This is a genomic window from Streptomyces sp. NPDC093586 (assembly GCF_044764905.1).
Taxonomy (GTDB): Bacteria; Actinomycetota; Actinomycetes; order Streptomycetales; family Streptomycetaceae; genus Streptomyces.
In genome coordinates this window covers 91,908-110,002 of sequence record NZ_JBIWJA010000001.1, presented here as the reverse complement: position 1 = coordinate 110,002, position 18,095 = coordinate 91,908, and the positions used below count along the sequence as shown (strand labels likewise).

Here is an 18,095-nt window from a genome sequence, read left to right as displayed (position 1 = left end):
ACGGAGCGGGGCCGGGGGTGCGGACGGCGCCGCCGGGACGGCGCCCGAGAGGCCGCCGCGTCCCTGTCCTCCCCCTTGTGGGAGAGGGAGGACAGGGAGAGGAGCGGGTGTCACCGCTCGAGGAGGGCGAAGAGCCTTTCCCAGCGGGCGACGATCTTGTCGGTGGAGTAGCGCTGGATGTTCACGCGGGCCGTCTCGCCCATCCGGTCGCGCAGCTCCTTGTCCGCGATCAGCTTGCTGAGCTGGCGGGCCAGTTCCGCGGAGTTGCCGGCCGGGGCGAGGAGGCCGTCCACCCCGTCCTCGATGATCTCGTGGACGCCGGGAGCGACGTCGAAGGCGACGCAGGGCACGGCGGAGGCCATGGCCTCCATCAGGGCCAGCGGGAAGCCCTCACCGCGGGAGCTGAGCACGAAGAGGGAGCTGTCCCGCAGCGCCCCCGGGACGTCACTGGTGCGTCCCATCCACTCCACGGAGGACTCGACGCCGAGCTCGGCGGACTGCTTGCGCAGCGCGGACTCCTCGGGCCCCGCGCCGAAGATCCGCAACGTCCAGTCGGGGTGCTCGGGGGCGACCTGGGCCCAGGCCTCCAGGAGCAGGTCGACGCCCTTCTCCTCGTGCAGCCGTCCGATGCTCACCACGGTCTTGGACTCGCGGCGCGACGGTGTCTCCGGGAAGAACGGCAGCGGGTTCGGCATGAAACCGACATTGTCCATGCGCCGGCGGATCCACAGGTCCGCGTCCTCGCGGGTCAGCGTGAGCATGCGGTCCACGTCGGCGTAGTAGCGCTGGACCCGCTGGAAACGGGAGGACTTGCGGCAGGTCTCGAAGGACTCGTGGCTCATGCCTATGAGGGTCACGTTCGAAGTGTCGGCGAGGGCCACCCACTCCATCGCCCACACCTGCGTGACGATGACGACCGCGCCCGGGCGGGCCGCCCGGAACAGGGCGGTCAGCTTGGCGGCCTGCTCACGCATGCCGGCGTCCCGCGCCGCCTGGCGACGCTGCTCGACCAGGTCGAGGCGGCCCTTGAGGCCACGCGTGCGCTTCACACCGGGCGGGTGGACGTCGTACAGGGTCGTCGTCCGGTACGGCAGGTCGTCGGGGAGGTCGGCGGCGCGGCCCTCGGGGGGCGGGACGATGCCGACGACGTGGACCCGGTGGCCGCGGTCGCTGAACAGGCGGGCCATCTGGTGGGACCAGCTGGTGATGCCGCCCAGCTCGTTCACGCTGTTGGAGACGAAGAAGACGTCGCGTGAGGGCGATGCCGCCCGCGGGGCCTCGACGGTCTCGGTCTGGGATGCGGTCTGCTCGGCCATCAACGGCTCCACTCGGCGAAGAACTGGTCGACGATGCTCTTGGCGGCGTTGCCCTGGTCGTACTCGCCGAACCGGGCGACGAACTGTTCACGCGCCGAGGCGTAGTCGAGTGCCTGGGTGTCCAAGGACTTCACCGCCGCGTACAACTCCTCCTCGGTGGTGAACACCGGGCCCGGCGCGTTCTCCCTGAGGTCGAAGTAGGTGCCGCGACTGGCGTGGGCGTATTCCTCGTAGTCGTACGCGAAGAAGAGCATGGGGCGGTCGAGGAGTGCGTAGTCGAACATCACGGAGGAGTAGTCCGTGATCAGGGCGTCCGCCAGCTCCATGATCGGGGTGACGTCGTGGTGGGCGGACACGTTGATGACGCGTCCGCGCACGGTCGGTGGCAGCACCACGTGGTTGAGGTAGTGCGCGCGCACCAGCAGCACGTAGCGGTCGCCGAACTCCTCGGCGAACCGCTCCACGTCGAAGGGCAGCTCGAAGCGGCTGCTGCGGCCACCGGCCTTGCGGAAGGTCGGGGCGTACAGCAGTACGGTCTTGTCTTCCGGGATGCCCAGTTCGGCGGCGAGCGGACTGGGCTTGCGGCGGCCCTCCGCCAGCTCCTGCCGACGGGTGCGGACCAGCGAGTCGTTGCGCGGGTACCCCACACGCAGCAGGGTCTTCTCCTGCAGCCGGAAGGCCTTGGCCAGGGTGCGCACATCGTGCTCGGAGCGGATCAGGAAGCGGTCGAAGCGGTCCAGCGCGTCCTGCTGGAACTGCTGCTGCGCCCGGGTCATCGCCTTGAACTCGGCGAGGTCGAAGCCCATGCGCTTGAGCGCCGAGCCGTGCCAGGTCTGGATGTACGTGGTCTCGGGACGCTTGACCAGCTTCAGCGGGAAGCCCTGGTTGTCCACCCAGAACTCGGCCTGGGCCAGTGCCTTGAGGTAGGGCAGAGACCAGCGGCGGACCAGCGTGACGTCCTTCGGGAAGTCCTTCGGATTGCCCTGGTAGGACCAGATCGCCTCGAACTTCAGCCCCTGGCGGCGCATCTCCTCGTAGATGGCGCGCGGGCTGTCGCTGTACTGGCGGCCCAGGTGGCTCTCGAAGACGACGGTGCGCTTCTTGATCGGGAGGCGGCTGAAGACCTCGTGGTAGACACGGAGTTTGGTTTCGCCGGAGGTGAGGGTCGCGCGCAGGGACTTCGCCTGGCGGTAGCCCGTCTTGGCGAGCGCGCCCGGCTTGCCCCGCACCCCGCGGTCGATGAACTCCTGCATCCGCTGGCCGGCGTGGCCCTCGGTGATCAGCTGGAAGGCGAGGTGGCCCTTCGCGGAGACGTGCGGCCGCAGGTGGTCGGCGACCATGCGGGTCAGACGCGGCCGCACCGGCAGGTTGCGCGGGGACAGGTCGGTGTCGCCCACGGTGATCCGGGTGGTGGTGCGCTCGCCGTCCACGTCCAGATGGAGCCGTACGTCCCAGACGACGTCGACGATGCCCAGGGGCCGCAGACGGTCGGTGAGGTCGGCCTCGGCCTCCCAGTGCACGCTCTCGCCGTCGTGACGCAGGGCACGCACGGGGAAGGTGAAGGACTGGAGACTGCGGCGGCGGGCGCTGAACAGGAGCTCGCCCTTCAGCTCCGCACCGGCCGGTATCACGCCCAGCGGGTTGACGATGTCGCCGGCCATGCGCACCGTGTGGTCCGTGACCGCGAAGTCCGAGAGCTGGTTGCGCAGGAACATCCGGTGCAGCGGCGTCTCGTGGTAGCCGAGGCTCGTCACGTCCAGGACGGCGCGGCCCTGCTCGTCGTCCAGGTGCTCGGCGCACCAGTAGATCCGGCCGTCCCGCTCGGCGAGCGGGGAGGAGATCTTGGCACGGTGCGTGAGGGTGTCGACGGCCGGGATCAGCCGCTCCCAGTCGCCCTGCTGCAGCAGATAGGCGCAGATCGCCTGGATCGGATCGACCTTGTCGAAGGCCTCCGGGCTCAGGGTGGCCATGTACTCACGGGACAGCTCGGCGAACTCGCTGCGGTAGGCGTTGTCGCGGAACGGCAGGTCGCGCAGGTGCAGCACCAGGTCGTGCTTGAGGAACTTGACGTCCTTGGCGAGCTTCAGGTCGGTCATGCCGCGCTCCGCCAGGAGGGCGTCGATGCGGCGGTGGATCTCCAGCCGGTGCACGAAGTTGGTCATGTCGTGCCGGCTGTTGGTCACCGACTTGTTCGCGGCCCGCTCGTACACGTGCCAGAAGTAGACCTGGTTGGGGATGAGGGTGATGCTCTCCGCGGCCAGGTAGGCCTCGGCTATGAACATCAGGTCCTCGTAGAACATCCCCTTGGGGAAGCGCAGGTCGTTGTCGATGAGGAAGTCGCGCCGGTAGCACTTGTTGGTGGACAGGGTGTCCCACACGAGCAGGTCCGGCAGCTCGGTGATGGAGGACACGGTGCGCGTGGTCGAGTACAGCCAGGGGTACCACTCGGTACGCCTGTCGTTGCGGGTGTCCTTGTGCAGGCGTACGCACAGGCCGGAAACCATGTCGGAGCCGGTCTCGTCGGCGGCTTCGAGCATGTTCCGGCAGGCGTTGTGCTCCAGGACGTCGTCGCTGTCCAGGAACATGATGTAACGGCCCGTTGCCTGCTGGATGCCCAGGTTGCGCGGCTCGCCGCCGGCGCCGCTGTTCTCCGGCAGCTGGAACGCGCGCACCCGGCCGGGGTGAGCCTCCTCCAGTTCCTGCGCCACCCGGAAGGACCCGTCGGTACTGCAGTCGTCGACGATCACGACATCGACATTCCGCAGTGACTGGTCCAGCACTGACTGGACAGCGGTCGGCAGCCGCTCGGCGTCGTTGTAGACGATCACCACTACGGAGATGTCCGGCACAGCAACCTCAACCCTCGTTTTGGAACCTTCGGACCTAAGATATCTCTCCGGCGTGCACACGGTGACGGACGGAGGACCGCGTGGCCCAGGGCGTGGCGCCTGAGCGGCAGCGACATCTGACCGGAGTCGCGGAACGTCACCGAGCGCGGCCGGAGCGGGCCGACGACAGCCCTGCGCGGCGACGCGTGCTCCTGAGGATCCGTCCGGTCCGTCGATGACGAGGCCGGTACCGCGGTGCCGGGGCAGCCCCTCCCGGTGCGGCTGCCGTGTCACTTCCGTAGACGCTGTGAGAGATGTCGCGGTTCCGCCCGACCGCGAGCCGCCCGAGGTGAGGCGTCCCCGGTCCGTGGTGCGCGGTACGGCCGAGCGGATCGGCGTCGGCCCGGTGGGGGCGGGAAGGCCCGTGCCGCCGGTGCCCGCGAGACGGTGCCCGCATCGAACGCGGCCGCGTCAGGGACGTTCCGTCCCTGACGCGGCCGCGTTCGAGGGGCTGCGGCGCCGCCGAGCCCGGTCGTCGCCCGGCTCAGGAGCGGGCGTCCGGCCTGATCTCCTGGGTCTGCTTGTCCAGGTGCGCCGGCACGAAGTCCACGCTGCGGGACGGTGCGGGGTAGCGCAGGTGGGCGAGGCGTGCCTGCTCCTGGCGCATGTGCATGAAGGACTCGAGGATGTAGCCGACGAGCAGTACGAGCACCGCGATGATCATGATGGCGGCGGCCAGTACGGCACTGGGGAGCCGGGGCACGGTGCCGGTCTGCGCGAACTCGACGACCACCGGCAGGCCGAGGGCGAGCGAGATGAGGACCAGCAGGCCGGCGATCACCGCGTGGAAGTGCGAGGGGCGCTGGCGCCGGGCCAGGCCCAGGATGAGCTTCAGGATGCGCCAGCCGTCGCGGTACGTGCGCAGCTTGCTCACGCTGCCGGCGGGCCGGTCCTTGAAGTCGATCTCCATCTCCGCGGTGGGCAGCCGCAGGCTGAGGGCGTGCACCGTCATCTCGGTCTCGGTCTCGAACTCGTGCGAGAGCGCCGGGAAGGACTTGATGTAACGCCGTGAGAAGACCCGGTAACCGCTGAGCATGTCGCTCACGTCGTTGCCGAACAGCATGCGCACGGCGCCGGTGAGCATCTTGTTGCCGACCGCGTGACCGGGGCGGTAGGCGGTCTCCTCGATCTCACGGCGGGCGCCGACCACCTGGTCGTAGGGGCCCTCGAAGAGCAGGTCGACCATTTCGCGGGCGCGGGAGGCATCGTAGGTGTCGTCACCGTCGATGATCAGCAGAGCATCGGCCTCGACGTCGGCGAACGCCCGTCGGATGACGTTGCCCTTGCCCTTGCGCGGTTCGTGGCGCACGATCGCGCCCGCCGCCAGAGCCTCGGCGACGGTGTTGTCCGTGGAGGCGTTGTCATACACGTAGATGACGGCCTCGGGCAGCGATGCGCGCAGATCGCGTACCACGTTGCCTACGGCGGCCTCCTCGTTGTAACAGGGGACGACGCACGCGATTGTAGGGTTCATTCCATGATCCTCTAGGATGCTCCGTAAGCCCGACCGTGAATGGTCATGTTCAGATCGTATCGTGATTTGAATGGCGCGGTTCGTGCGTTTAGCCTCTCGCCATGCTGCACTTGACGGCCTGGAGCCGCCGTATCCCCTCTTGGGTGCGGAACGTCTGGCGAGAGGTCGCGGCCTTCGGTCTCGTCGGCGCCGCCGCGTTCGTGGTGGAGACCGCGAGCTTCAACTTCCTGATCTTCGGTTCACCGGACCGCACCGGACCGCTGCACTCCACACCGGTCGCCGCCTCCGCGGTCGCCACGCTCCTGGCCATGGTGGTCAGCTGGCTGGGCAACCGCTACTGGACGTACCGGGACCGCAGGGGACCGATCGACCCGCGTGAAGTCGCCTGGTTCCTCGGCGTCAACCTGGCCGGGATGGCGGTCACGGCCGTCCCCGTCTACGTCGCGCACGAACTGTTCGGACTGTCCTCCCCGTGGAGTGACAACGCGGCCCGCCTGGTGGGCTGGGCCGCTGCGACGCTGATGCGGTTCGCGGTGTACCGCACTCTCGTCTTCACCCCTTCCCGAGAGGACTCCTCCGACGTGTCCGCGACGACCGCCCGCCGGCGTGTGAACTCCCGTGTCACCTGGTCGGACGACCGGATGTGGCCCTGGTTCCTGGCCCTGACGGCCGCGATCTGCGGCTTCGCCGTCTCCGTGGCGTTCCACCCCGGCTACCTCAGCCAGGACAGCTTCGAGCAGCTGATGCAGGCGCAGGGGGTCCGGCCGGTGACCGACTGGCACCCGCCGGTCATGGCCCTGCTCTGGCGCACGCTCATCGACATCACCGGCGCGCTGTCCGCGATGGCCGCGCTCCAGACCGCCGTGCTGTGGGGCACCCTCTGGGTCCTCGCGGTCGTCCTCTGGCGGCGGACCGGCAGCCGCGGCCTGTCGCTGCTGATGCTCGGCTTCGGTCTCGCCCCGCACGTCGTCACCTTCACCGGGGTGGTGTGGAAGGACGTGCACATGGCCTACGTGCTGCTGGCCGTGTGCGCCATCGCCCTCGTCGCGCGGGAGCTGCCCGAGGAGCGTGAGCGGGCCCGTTGGGGCCTGCTGGTCCTCGCCATGCTGTTCCTCGCCTACGCGGTACTGGTGCGCAAGAACGGCCTGCCGGCCGTGGTACCGGTCTTCCTGCTGCTGATGTTCGCGCTCTGGCCGCGTCCGGGCCGGCGCCGCTGGCTGATCGCCGTCGGATCGCTGGTGGCGATCGCCGCCGTCGGCAGCGTGACCGTGTCCTCGGTGACCAACCCGCTCTCGGTGCGTCAGTACGCGCAGATCCCCCTCGACGACCTGGTCCACGTGCTCACCCCGCAGCAGATGCGCTCCGCCGCGACGAAGGCCGGAGCGAGCCCGGAGTTCACCGACGACCTGGTGACGACCGCTCGGACCTGCCAGGACAAGAACATCGCCTGGGACGCCTACTTCGTCTGCTACCCGCACAAGCCGGGTGACCGGGACGCGGTCGGCCCGCACATCGAGGCCGACCAGGCCGACGTCCTGCTGAAGATGTGGACGCAGCAGATGCCGCGTCACGTGGTCGGCTACGCCGAGTACCGCTCCCGGACCTTCACCCGGCTGCTGTTCCAGGGCAATCTCCAGTACCTCGACGGCGACGCCACCGTCATGCCGAAGGGCGCTCAGGTCAACACGTCCCTGGACGCCGTCAAGAAGTCCTACGTGACCGGCTTCTACCGCGACGCCTCCTGGCTGTTCCAGGGCTGGTTCTGGCTGGCGGTCTCGCTGGTGCTGGCGCTGCGCCGCCGCTGGGCCGGGCCGTGGTCGCGGGAGCTGCGTCTTCTCGGGGTGAGCGGTGTCCTCTACATCGCCACCTACCTGCCCACCGCACCCCAGGCGAACTACCGCTACGTGTACTGGCCCGCGATCGCCGGCACCCTCGGGGTGGTGCTGGCGGTGAGCGGCGCCGTCATGGCGCGGCGCTCGGGGCGCGCCGAGCGGGAGGCCGAGCCGGTCACGGCGGCCCCCGAGCCGGCCACGCCGGACGGGGCACCCGTGAGCGGTCCGTCCGTGGCCGACGCGACCGCGCGGCACCCGGCGGGTCCGGTCGTCTCCGGGGCGACCGGCCTCTGACCGGACCCTGACCGGCCGACTGCGGGAGGACGGCACCGGGGGCACCGAGGCGCCCCCGGACGGGAACCCGGTTCAGTGCTCCCGGACCGGAGGGCGAAGACCGGGCGGGGCGGACGCGGTCCGGCGCGGGGACGGGACGGCCGCGGCCCGGCCCGGGGACGGGGCGGGCACCCGCTCGGCCAGCGGCACGATCGGGGGCAGGTCCGCGAGCGGCTCACCGAGGAAGACGTGGCGGACGACCCGTTCGGCCGCGTGCCCGTCGTCGAAGTCGCAGAAGGCTTCCCGGAAACGGGCCCGGGCCTCGGCGGCCCGGGCATCGCGCCAGCCGTCGGAGCGGAGCAGGTCGGTCAGTTCCTCCTGCGTCGTGGCGACGGCGCCCGGAGGACGGCGCAGCACGTCGAAGTAGGTGCCGCGGACGACGGAGTACGTGTCCCAGTCGTCGGCGAAGACGATGATGGGACGGTCCAGGTTCGCGTAGTCGAACATGGCCGAGGAGTAGTCGGTGATCAGGCCGTCGGAGGCGAGGTACAGCCGCTCCACCGACGGGTGGGCCGACACGTCGACGATCCGTCCGGCGGACCGCAGCTCGGTGAGCCGGGGGGAGCCGCCGTAGAAGTAGTGGCCCCGCACCAGCAGCGTGACGTCGGGGCCCAGCCGCTCGGCGAGCCGCTCCAGATCGAGGCGGGGCACGAAGCCGCTCTGGTACTCGCGGTGCGTGGGCATGTAGAGGAAGGCCGTAGTGCCCTCGCGCAGTCCCAGGTCCTCGCGGGCCGCGCGCACGTCCTCGGCCCCGGCGGTGAGGAGGATGTCGTTGCGCGGGTAGCCCGTCTCCAGGGTGGTGTACGAGCTGGGATAGACCCGCTCCCACACGCTGGTCGAGAACCGGTTCGAGCTGATGCTGAAGTCCCAGCGGTCGCAGCGCCGCAGCAGCTTGTGGAAGTCCATGTTCGTGGACGCCGGGTACTTCTGCTGGTCCAGGCCCATGCTCTTGAGCGGAGTGCCGTGGTGGGTCTGCACATGGATCTGGCCCGCTCGCTTCACCACCGAGTCCGCGAAGTTCACGTTGTTGACGAGGTACTTGGCCCGTGCCACGGCGGCCCAGTACCCCCGTGAGCCCACGCGTACGTACTCCACGCCCGCGGGCACCTGCTCCACCGCTTCCGGCCGTACGACCCACACCCGGCGGACGTGGGGCGCCAGACGGGCCAGTTCGGCGTCGATGGCCGCGGGGTTGCAGGAGACGCCGCGGCTCCAGTACGCGGAGAAGACCGCCAGGTTCTCGTCCAGGGGCAGCCGCAGCTGCGACCGGTAGAAGGCACCCATCACGCCGCGCCTGGAGCGGTGGACCGTGCTCCGGGCGCGTGTCCGCACGCTCTGACGGACCCTCGACGCGGCCAGCGCGCCCACCATGGCCGGATACGCGTCGCGTTCCAGCATCGCGTACTTGTGACGGCGGCGGTCGGCCGGCGGCTGAAAGCCCCGGGGCAGACGCGCGCGATAGTCGGCGGCGGCCCGGTGGAAGAACTCCGCCCGGGCTTCGCGCGGCAGTCGGCCGGGGCGCTCCAGGATGGTCAGGTAGTGGTCGACCATCTTGCGGAACAACGGGCCGCGCCACTGCTCCGGTTCCCGGTGCGCGTCGAGGAAGCCGAAGACGCGGCGGTACTGGTCGAAGACGTCGAAGTGCTTACGGCTGACCGTCTTGAGGATGTTCCCGCCCTCGCGGCGCTGCCGGTAGTGCACGCAGACGCGGTCCAGCACGGCGATCCGCTCGGCGCTGATCATCGAGCAGAACGTCCAGGGGGCGTCCTCGTAGTACCCCGGCGGGAAGGTGAGCCCGGTCCGGGTGATGAAGTCACGCCGGTACGCCTTGTTCCAGACGATCTGCAGCAGATCGAGCAGCTCGGGCCGCTCGGCGAGGGAGAAGGTGTCGGGGCCCTCCTGCGTGAGCAGGCCGGCCCGCGCGTTGCGGTGGACACTCGCGTCCCAGAAGGTGCGGGCGTAGTCGTAGACGAGGATCTCCGGATTCCCGGTTTCCTCGAGACGGTCCGCGATCGCCTCGAGCGCTCCGTCGGTCAGCGTGTCGTCGCTGTCCAGGAAGAGCACGTACTCGCCCTGAGCCTTTTCCAGTCCCGCGTTGCGCGCGCGCCCCAGGCCGACATTCTGCATGAGATGAATCACACGGATCCGGCCGTCCCGTTGCGCGTACTCGTCGAGGATGACGCCCGATCCGTCCGGTGAGCAGTCGTCGACGGCGATGACCTCGAAGTCCGTGTAGTCCTGCCCCAGGACGGAGTCGAGGCATTCGGGCAGGTAGCCCCTCACCTTGTACACGGGGACGACGAGAGTGAACTTGGGCATCCTTGCAACCTGTTCCGAGACTGGACTACGGGAACGCGGGCTGGGACCGGAACACGCTCCGGTGTCGGCGGACCCGGGCGTTCCGCCGTTTCAGCGTAAAGGTTTCACATGAAGTTTCCGTGGGAGAGGTGGCCGGGTTCGAAGGGGCCGTCCAGCGGCCCGGACACGGAGCGGTGACGGAAGGGGAGCGGCCGGCCGGTGCCGGACCGGGACTTCCTCACCTCCGATGCGAATGCCCTTTTTGACGTTTTCCGCCCTTTGTGCCCGACTCGATTTTCGGCTGCGCACGGACGAGTCTGCATTCCGAGACGACAACTGGGAGGCAAGAGGATGAGCTGGCTGGTCACGGGCGGAGCCGGATACATCGGTGCGCATGTGGTGCGTGCCCTGGCCGACGGCGGTGAGCGCGTGGTCGTCTTCGACGACCTGTCCACCGGGAGCGCCGACAAGGTGCCCGACGGTGTGCCCCTGGTCGTCGGCAGCGTGCTGGACGGCCCCCTCCTGGGAAGCGCGATGCGGGACCACGCCGTGACCGGTGTGGTGCACATCGCGGCCAAGAAGCAGGTGGGGGAGTCGGTGGAGCGGCCGCTCCACTACTACCGGGAGAACGTCACGGGTCTGCAGACCCTTCTGGAGGCCATGACCGCCGGTGGTGTCGACCGCCTCGTCTTCTCCTCGTCCGCCGCGGTCTACGGCATGCCGGACGTGGACCTGGTCACGGAGGACACCCCGTGTCTGCCGATGAGCCCCTACGGCGAGAGCAAGCTGATCGGCGAGTGGCTGATCGCGGCGGCCGCCCGGGCCCACGGCGTCCGCGCCGCCTCCCTGCGTTACTTCAACGTCGCGGGAGCGGCCGGCCCCGAACTGTCCGACAGCGGCGCCTCCAACCTCATCCCCATGGTCTTCGAACGCCTGGAAGCGGGCGACGCCCCGCGTGTCTTCGGTGACGACTACGCCACACCCGACGGCACCTGTGTACGGGACTACATCCACGTGCAGGACATCGCCTCGGCGCACCTCGCGGCGGCCCGGCGGCTGGAGGACGCCCCGAAGGGCACGTCGCTCACGCTCAACATCGGGCGCGGTGAGGGAAGTTCGGTCCGGGAGATGGTGGACCGCATCCTCAAGGTCACCGGCAAGGAGGATGTCGCGCCGTTGGTGACGGAGCGCAGGCCCGGTGACCCGGCCCGCGTCGTGGCCTCGGCCGACCGCGCCCGTGAGGAACTGGGCTGGTCCGCCCGGTACGGCCTGGACGACATGATCGAGTCGGCCTGGCGGGGCTGGTGCCACCGGCGCGGCTGAACGGGGCGCCGCGGTGAGCGGGCGGCCGCACCCGCGTGCGGGTGCCGCCCGCGGGTCCGTCGCCGACCCGTGACGGCCGAGGACCGGCACCGGGGCGGAGGCGTCACCGGTGTGCCACGGCCCGGCAGGGCCCGATGCCGTACGCACCGGCGCGCCGTACCGGGACGCCGACGGGTGTCCGGGCGTGCGGCGGACGTCCCGGTGGCGTCCGCCGGTACGTGCGGGCCCGCGCGAGGCGAAGGGCCGCGGGCCTGTCCGCAGCCTGGACGTGCCCCGCGGCGAACGGCGCCGTTCGCGTAGATTGCCTGGCGAGCGCAGACACCGGCGCGCGTCGACGCGAGAGGGCAGGCGGCACAGTGGCAGGGGCAAGGCAAGCCGTGGGCGAGGCCCGCAGGATCGTCGTCAAGGTCGGTTCCTCGTCGCTGACCACGGCGGCCGGCGGCCTGGACGCCGACCGCGTCGACGCGCTCGTCGACGTCCTCGCCAAGGTGCGGGGCGCCGACAAGGAGGTCGTCCTCGTCTCCTCCGGCGCCATCGCCGCCGGCCTCGCCCCCCTCGGCCTGCGCCGCCGGCCGAGGGACCTGGCCCGGCAGCAGGCCGCCGCCAGCGTCGGCCAGGGCCTGCTGGTGGCCCGCTACACCGCCTCCTTCGCCCGCTACGGCGTCCGGGTCGGCCAGGTGCTCCTGACGTCCGACGACATGAGCCGTCGCTCCCAGCACCGCAACGCCTCCCGCACCCTCGACAAGCTCCTCGCGATGGGCGCCTTCCCGGTCGTCAACGAGAACGACACCGTCGCCACCGACGAGATCCGCTTCGGCGACAACGACCGGCTCGCCGCCCTCGTCGCCCACCTCGTCCGCGCCGACCTGCTGGTGCTGCTGTCCGACGTCGACGGCGTCTACGACGGCGACCCGAGCAGGCCGGGCACCTCGCGGATAGCTCAGGTGCGGGGACCGGCCGACCTCGCGCACGTCGAGATCGGCAGCGCCGGCAAGGCCGGCGTCGGCACCGGCGGCATGGTCACCAAGGTCGAGGCCGCCCGGATCGCCGCGGCCGCCGGCATCCCCGTGGTGCTGACCAGCGCGGTCCACGCCGCCGACGCCCTGGCCGGCAAGGACACCGGCACCTACTTCCACGCCACCGGCAAGCGCTCCACCGACCGCCTGCTGTGGCTCCAGCACGCCTCCGCCCCGCGCGGCGCGCTCGTGCTCGACGCCGGGGCGGTGCGCGCGGTCGTCGAGGGCCGCAAGTCACTGCTCCCGGCCGGGATCGCCGGCGTCGAGGGCGAGTTCGCCGCGGGCGACCCCGTGGAACTGCGCGACGGCGAGGGGCGCGCGGTGGCCCGGGGACTCGTCGGCTTCGACGCCAAGGAGATCCCCCGGCTGATCGGCCGCTCCACCCGGGAGCTGGCGCGCGAGCTCGGACCGGCGTACGAACGCGAGATCGTACACAGGGACGATCTGGTGATCCTGCATCCGTAATGGGTCGAAACGTCCTTGAATCGGCGGTGGACGTTCCGCAAAACCGCCACGGGATCTCCTGCGGCCTGCTCAACTTTCCTCAGGGACAAGCCCGGCCGACCACCGGGCCCAGCCGTGTGCGTGAAGGAGGCCGTCGTGAGCGGAGTGCGCCCTGGGACGGCGGCGTCCCGCGGTGGTACCGGCTCCCGGGGCGGTACCGGACCGCGTGGCGCCACCGGTGCCCGCGGCGGCGCCCGTGCGGGCGGTGAGGAACGCGCCCTGACGAGCGTCGCGGCCGGCGACCGCTTCCGGGGCGAGGAACCGGCCCACACCCCGCGCCTGTGGCACGTCACCCTCAGCGTCTCCGGCGCCCGCGCCCCGCTCCCCGAGGTCCGCCGGGCCCTGGAGCAGCTCGCCCACGACCACCCCTTCCTGCTGACCAGCCGGTACGCCGACGACCACGCCGAGATCCGGTACTGGGAGGAGGCCCGCGACCTGCACGACGCCGCCGCCGTCGCCCTGCGCCTGTGGGGCGAGCACCGGCAGACCGCGGGGCTGCCGCCCTGGGAGATCGTCGGCCTGGAGGTCATCGACCGCGTCACCTACCACCAGCGCATCGCCGCAGGCTACGGCCCGGCCCCGGCCACACCTGTCGGGGTGCATCCGTTCTGAGGTGACCGCGGACCCCAACCATCCATTGCGCAACCCCCACGGCGGGCAACCAGGTCCGCGAGAGCGGCGCCGGCTCAGGCGCAAAGCGGGGTCTCGCGGTGTGGGACGACCGGTGAACGGCCTCGTCCGGCCCACTACGCTTTCCCTCATGACCACGCTCTCGCCGTACGACTCGATGTCCCCGGTCACCCGGGCCGCCTACCGGGCCAAGGCCGCCGCGGCCGACCTCGCGCCGCTGCCGCGGGCCGCGAAGGACGACGCGCTGCTCGCCGTCGCGGACGCGCTGGAGGTCCGTACGAGCGAGATCGTGGAGGCCAACGCCCAGGACGTGGCCAAGGCCCGTGCCGCCGGGACGAGCGAGGCCATCATCGACCGGCTCGCGCTGACCCCGGAGCGGGTCCGCGCCATCGCCTCCGACGTGCGCGACGTCGTCGCGCTGCCCGACCCGATCGGCGAGGTCGTGCGCGGCTCCACCCTCCCCAACGGCATCGACCTGCGCCAGGTCCGGGTGCCGCTCGGTGTGGTCGGCATCATCTACGAGGGCCGGCCCAACGTCACCGTCGACGCCGCCGCCCTGTGCCTGAAGTCCGGCAACGCCGTCCTGCTGCGCGGCTCCTCCTCCGCCTACCGGTCGAACACCGCCCTCGTCCGGGTCGTCCGCGACGCCGTCGGCGGGGCCGGGCTGCCCGCCGACGCCGTGCAGCTGGTGCCCGGCGAGAGCCGGGAGAGCGTGCGCGAGCTGATGCGCGCCCGCGGCCTGGTCGACGTGCTCATCCCGCGCGGCGGCGCCTCCCTGATCAACACGGTCGTGCAGGAGTCCACCGTCCCCGTCATCGAGACCGGCACCGGCAACTGCCACGTCTACGTCGACGCGCAGGCCGACCTCGACATGGCCGTCGACATCCTGATCAACTCCAAGGCGCAGCGCGTCGGCGTCTGCAACGCCGCCGAGACCCTCCTCGTCCACCAGGACATCGCCGCCGAGTTCCTGCCCCGCGCCCTGGACGCCCTCGCCGAGGCCGGCGTCACCGTGCACGCCGACGAGCGGGTCATGGCGCACGCCAAGGACACCAAGGCGACCGTGGTGGAGGCCACCCCGGAGGACTGGGAGACCGAGTACCTGTCGTACGACATCGCCGCGGCCGTCGTGGACTCCCTCGACCGGGCCGTCGAGCACATCCGGCTGTGGACCTCAGGCCACACCGAGGCCATCGTGACGACCTCGCAGCAGGCCGCCCGCCGCTTCACCCAGCTGGTCGACTCCACCACCGTCGCCGTGAACACCTCCACCCGGTTCACCGACGGCGGCCAGTTCGGCTTCGGCGCCGAGATCGGCATCTCCACCCAGAAGCTGCACGCCCGCGGCCCGATGGGCCTGCCGGAGCTGACCAGCACCAAGTACATCGTCACCGGCGACGGACACGTGCGGCGCTGAGGCGCACACCGGGGGCATATGTGAGCGGCACGCGCCGCGCGGGGCGCCACTGCTCCGAACGGGGCATCTCACCCACCGGATGAATTTCCCCGCCGTCTGCCCAAATCGACCCCCCAGGTCTACGCTGGACCCGTGCCGGAGGACGTGGGGGGTAGGCCGTTCCCTGACGGCTGGGAGCCCGACGACGAACACGACCGCGGGGTGTCGGACGAAGAGTTCGCCTCCGTGGTCTTCGACGAGGCCTTCGTGCGGGCGGCCGCGGTGCACGAGCCGACCGCCGTCGAACGCCTCCTGGCGGCAGCCGAGGCCAGGGCCGAGGCCACCGAGGCCGAAGCGGCCCGCCGCGGCCGCTCCCGGGCCGAGCGCTACGACGACGGGTACGGCGATTTCGGCCATGATCCCGACGATCCCGACCTCGACGACCCGGACGACGACCGCGACCTCCTCGACCGCCCGTACGGCGCACCGCCGGCCACCGGCAAGCAGGTCCGCTGGCACCGGCCCGTCGCCTGGATGCTCGCCCTGGTGATGGGTGTCGGCATGGTCGCGCTGGCCTTCGCGGCGGTCTACCGGGGCGCCTCCTCGGGCAGCGGCCCCCAGCAGGTGCCGCCGCCCGCCTCGACGGGGCCGGAGCAGGGCGGCGCGGTGACCCCCTCGGCCTCCGCGGACTACTCCGGGCCCCCCGTCCCGGTGATCCCGCGCAGCCCCTGACCTGCCGGTCCGACGGCCCGAACCTGTCCCAACTTGACCTGTGCCAACGCGTTTACGCGCCTCCTCCCAGACCTACCCTGAAGATATGGCAGGGCTTGGCGGCCCGCCCGGAGGGACGCCCGAGGGCGTCCCCGGAGGCGGAGAGGACGAGTACCGATCCGTCGTCTTCGACGAGTCGTTCGTCCGCGCTGCCCGGCTCCAGGAGTTCTCCGCCCGGGAGCGCATCACCGACCACGCCCCCGCCGTACGCCGCCGCCCGCCGCTGCGCCGGGGCCTGCCCCGGCAGGTGCTGATCCTCTTCGTGCTGATCGTCCTCGCCTTCGGCACCGCGATCTACATGGGCGTACGGCACCCGTACCAGAGCCCCGCCGCACGGCCGCGGACCGACCAGGTGCGCATGACCGTCGTCCCGCTCGCCCCCCGGGGAAAGGTCCCCGGCGCCGACGATCCCGCGTACCTGTACGCGCACAGCCCCGCCGCGCACTTCGCGACCGGGGCCCAGGGCATCCCGCTGCCGGGTGTCCGCCGCACCGCGCACTTCTCGGACGACCAGGTGATGAACGCGCTGACCACCGCCAGGAACTACATCGTCCGCTCGGCCCTCGACCCGGACGTGCTCGGCGGCCGCGACGTCCGCTCGGTGCGGGTGCTGCTCGACCCCGACCAGCTCGGCCAGTTCGACGAGAGTTTCGCCCACCCCGCCCCCGACGGCCGGCACGCGCCCACCGGCTGGCTGGTGCGCTTCGACCCCTCGCGGGTCGAGCCGGCCGGCGACGACATCAGGGTGCGGGGCAGCCTGGCGGTGGTGGAGAGCGACGCGACCACCCTCGAGGTCACCGCCGACCACACCCTCGTCTACCCGCTGCGGCCCGCCGGCGACGCGCGGGCCCAGGTGTCGCTGTTCACCGTCCGGCGCGAGCTGCGCTTCCGCTTCGACCGGGACGACCTGCGCCTGCACCAGACGCAGCTCGTGTCCTCCTCCGTGCAGGCCGGTCCGCTGTCCTGCGCCGAGGACTCGGCCAACCACCTGCGCCCGCTGCTCGCGGGCGGGACCGCCAAGGCCGGCGGCCCCGCCGGCACCGACCCGTACACCACCGGCAGCGCCCCGGCCGTGTGCGGCACCCTGGCGACGGGCGCCCAGCCGTCGGTGTGAGCGAGCGCGCGGGACGGAGTGGGCGGGGGCACCCCGCCAGCGGCGGGCTCAGGCGCCGTCGCGTGGCGGGCGGTCGTCCGGTGTCCCCGGGCCGCCCGGCCCCTCGGAGTCGTCGGTGCCGCCCGTACCGTCCGCGCTCCTGGGCGGCCTCGGCGCGGAGGACGTGAAGCCGCCGAAACCGCGCCGCACCCGGTCGCCCAGGTCGCCGGCGCCGCCCGCGATGTCGCTCACCAGCTTCATCAGCGGGTCCTTGGAGCTGCGCACATGGGTGGCGTAGCCGGCCGCCGACTCGCGGAAGGAGTCCCGGACCGAGGCGTCCTTGTCCTCCTCGCGCCGCGGGTAGTGGCCGTCCATGATCCGCTGGTGGTCCCGGGAGGCCTCCCACTTCTTCAGCTCGGCGGCCCGCACCGTGGCGAACGGGTGCGAGCGGGGCAGCACGTTCAGGATCTTCAGCACGGAGTCGCGCAGGTCGCCCCCGGCCTCGTACTCGTCGGCCTGCTCCAGGAACGCGTCCACGTTCATCTCGTGCAGGTGGTTCCCGCCCGCGATCTTCATCAGGCCCCGCATGGACGCCTGGAGGTCCTGGCCGACCAGCAGACCCGCGCGGTCGGCGGACAGCTCCGACTTGCGGAACCACTCGCGCAGCGCGGTCACGACCGCCATGATCGCCACGTTGCCCAGCGGGATCCAGGCGACCCGGACGGCGAGGGACGTCAGGAAGAGCAGGATCGTCCGGTACACCGAGTGCCCGGACAGCGCGTGCCCGACCTCGTGCCCGATCACCGCCCGCATCTCCTCCTCGTCCAGCAGCTCCACGAGCCCCGTGGTGACGACGATGATCGGCTCGTCCAGGCCGATGCACATCGCGTTGGGGTTCGGGTCCTGGTTGACGTACATCGGCGGGACCTTCTCCAGGTCCAGGATGTAGCAGGCGTCCCGCAGCATGTCGTTCAGGTGGGCGAACTGCCGGTCCGAGACGCGCACCGAGTCGGACAGGAACAGCAGCCGCAGGCTCCGCTCGGGCAGCAGACCGCTCAGGGCCTTGAACACCGTGTCGAAACCGCTCAGCTTCCGCAGTGCCACCAGGGCGCTGCGGTCGGCCGGGTGCTCGTACGCGCGCGAGGAGATCCCGGGGAAGCGTCTGCGCTGCCTGCCCGGCACCTTCTCGTGCCCGTTGTGCTGGTGGCCGTCGGACATGTC

At 71.2% G+C, this 18,095-nt stretch carries 12 protein-coding genes; 7 read left to right on the top strand and 5 right to left on the bottom strand.

Translation table 11 applies throughout. The annotated features are described in order from the left end of the window. Positions 1-110: 110 nt before the first annotated feature. The 3 genes from ACIRFH_RS00505 to ACIRFH_RS00495 all read right to left on the bottom strand — a co-directional run bounded on the left by ACIRFH_RS00505 (position 111) and on the right by ACIRFH_RS00495 (position 5,678). A complete protein-coding gene (locus tag ACIRFH_RS00505) occupies positions 111-1,316 on the bottom strand; it encodes a glycosyltransferase (protein ID WP_403516236.1) in 1,206 nt (401 codons plus the stop codon). Beyond that, positions 1,316-4,165: a CDP-glycerol glycerophosphotransferase family protein gene (locus ACIRFH_RS00500; RefSeq protein ID WP_403516233.1), complete on the bottom strand. Its 2,850-nt coding sequence runs from the start codon at positions 4,163-4,165 to the stop codon at positions 1,316-1,318. The genes ACIRFH_RS00505 and ACIRFH_RS00500 overlap by 1 nt, the downstream gene beginning before the upstream one ends. A gap of 523 nt (positions 4,166-4,688) precedes the next feature. Beyond that, a complete protein-coding gene (locus tag ACIRFH_RS00495; protein WP_403516230.1) occupies positions 4,689-5,678 on the bottom strand; it encodes a glycosyltransferase family 2 protein in 990 nt (329 codons plus the stop codon). A gap of 101 nt (positions 5,679-5,779) precedes the next feature. Here ACIRFH_RS00495 and ACIRFH_RS00490 point away from each other — a divergent pair, with 101 nt between their 5' ends. After that, positions 5,780-7,804 carry a GtrA family protein gene (locus ACIRFH_RS00490; RefSeq protein WP_403516227.1) on the top strand — a complete coding sequence of 675 codons (2,025 nt, stop codon included), beginning with the start codon at positions 5,780-5,782 and terminating at the stop codon, positions 7,802-7,804. Positions 7,805-7,876: 72 nt separating this feature from the next. Here the strand turns inward: ACIRFH_RS00490 and ACIRFH_RS00485 are convergent, their stop codons facing one another. Next, positions 7,877-10,162: a CDP-glycerol glycerophosphotransferase family protein gene (locus tag ACIRFH_RS00485; RefSeq protein ID WP_403516224.1), complete on the bottom strand. Its 2,286-nt coding sequence runs from the start codon at positions 10,160-10,162 to the stop codon at positions 7,877-7,879. 330 nt (positions 10,163-10,492) lie between these two features. On the opposite strand from ACIRFH_RS00485, the gene galE reads away from it, so the two are divergent. The 6 genes from galE (at position 10,493) to ACIRFH_RS00455 (ending at position 16,895) form a co-directional block, all read left to right on the top strand. Then, positions 10,493-11,464, top strand: coding sequence for a UDP-glucose 4-epimerase GalE (gene galE / locus ACIRFH_RS00480; RefSeq protein WP_403516222.1), 972 nt, complete (start codon positions 10,493-10,495; stop codon positions 11,462-11,464). A gap of 356 nt (positions 11,465-11,820) precedes the next feature. Then, the gene (gene proB, locus ACIRFH_RS00475) at positions 11,821-12,945 is read left to right on the top strand and encodes a glutamate 5-kinase (RefSeq protein ID WP_403516219.1); all 1,125 of its coding nucleotides are present in this window, start codon (positions 11,821-11,823) and stop codon (positions 12,943-12,945) included. Positions 12,946-13,080: 135 nt separating this feature from the next. Then, the gene (locus ACIRFH_RS00470; RefSeq protein ID WP_403516216.1) at positions 13,081-13,596 is read left to right on the top strand and encodes a hypothetical protein; all 516 of its coding nucleotides are present in this window, start codon (positions 13,081-13,083) and stop codon (positions 13,594-13,596) included. Positions 13,597-13,744: 148 nt separating this feature from the next. After that, a complete protein-coding gene (locus ACIRFH_RS00465) occupies positions 13,745-15,031 on the top strand; it encodes a glutamate-5-semialdehyde dehydrogenase (RefSeq protein WP_403516213.1) in 1,287 nt (428 codons plus the stop codon). A gap of 132 nt (positions 15,032-15,163) precedes the next feature. Continuing rightward, complete coding sequence (locus tag ACIRFH_RS00460; RefSeq protein WP_403516211.1) at positions 15,164-15,742, top strand: hypothetical protein; 579 nt, start codon at positions 15,164-15,166, stop codon at positions 15,740-15,742. Between the two features lie 85 nt (positions 15,743-15,827). Beyond that, the gene (locus ACIRFH_RS00455; RefSeq protein WP_403516208.1) at positions 15,828-16,895 is read left to right on the top strand and encodes a hypothetical protein; all 1,068 of its coding nucleotides are present in this window, start codon (positions 15,828-15,830) and stop codon (positions 16,893-16,895) included. Between the two features lie 48 nt (positions 16,896-16,943). On the opposite strand, the gene ACIRFH_RS00450 is transcribed toward ACIRFH_RS00455, so the two are convergent. Then, complete coding sequence (locus ACIRFH_RS00450) at positions 16,944-18,092, bottom strand: M48 family metallopeptidase (protein WP_403516642.1); 1,149 nt, start codon at positions 18,090-18,092, stop codon at positions 16,944-16,946. Positions 18,093-18,095: the final 3 nt, after the last annotated feature.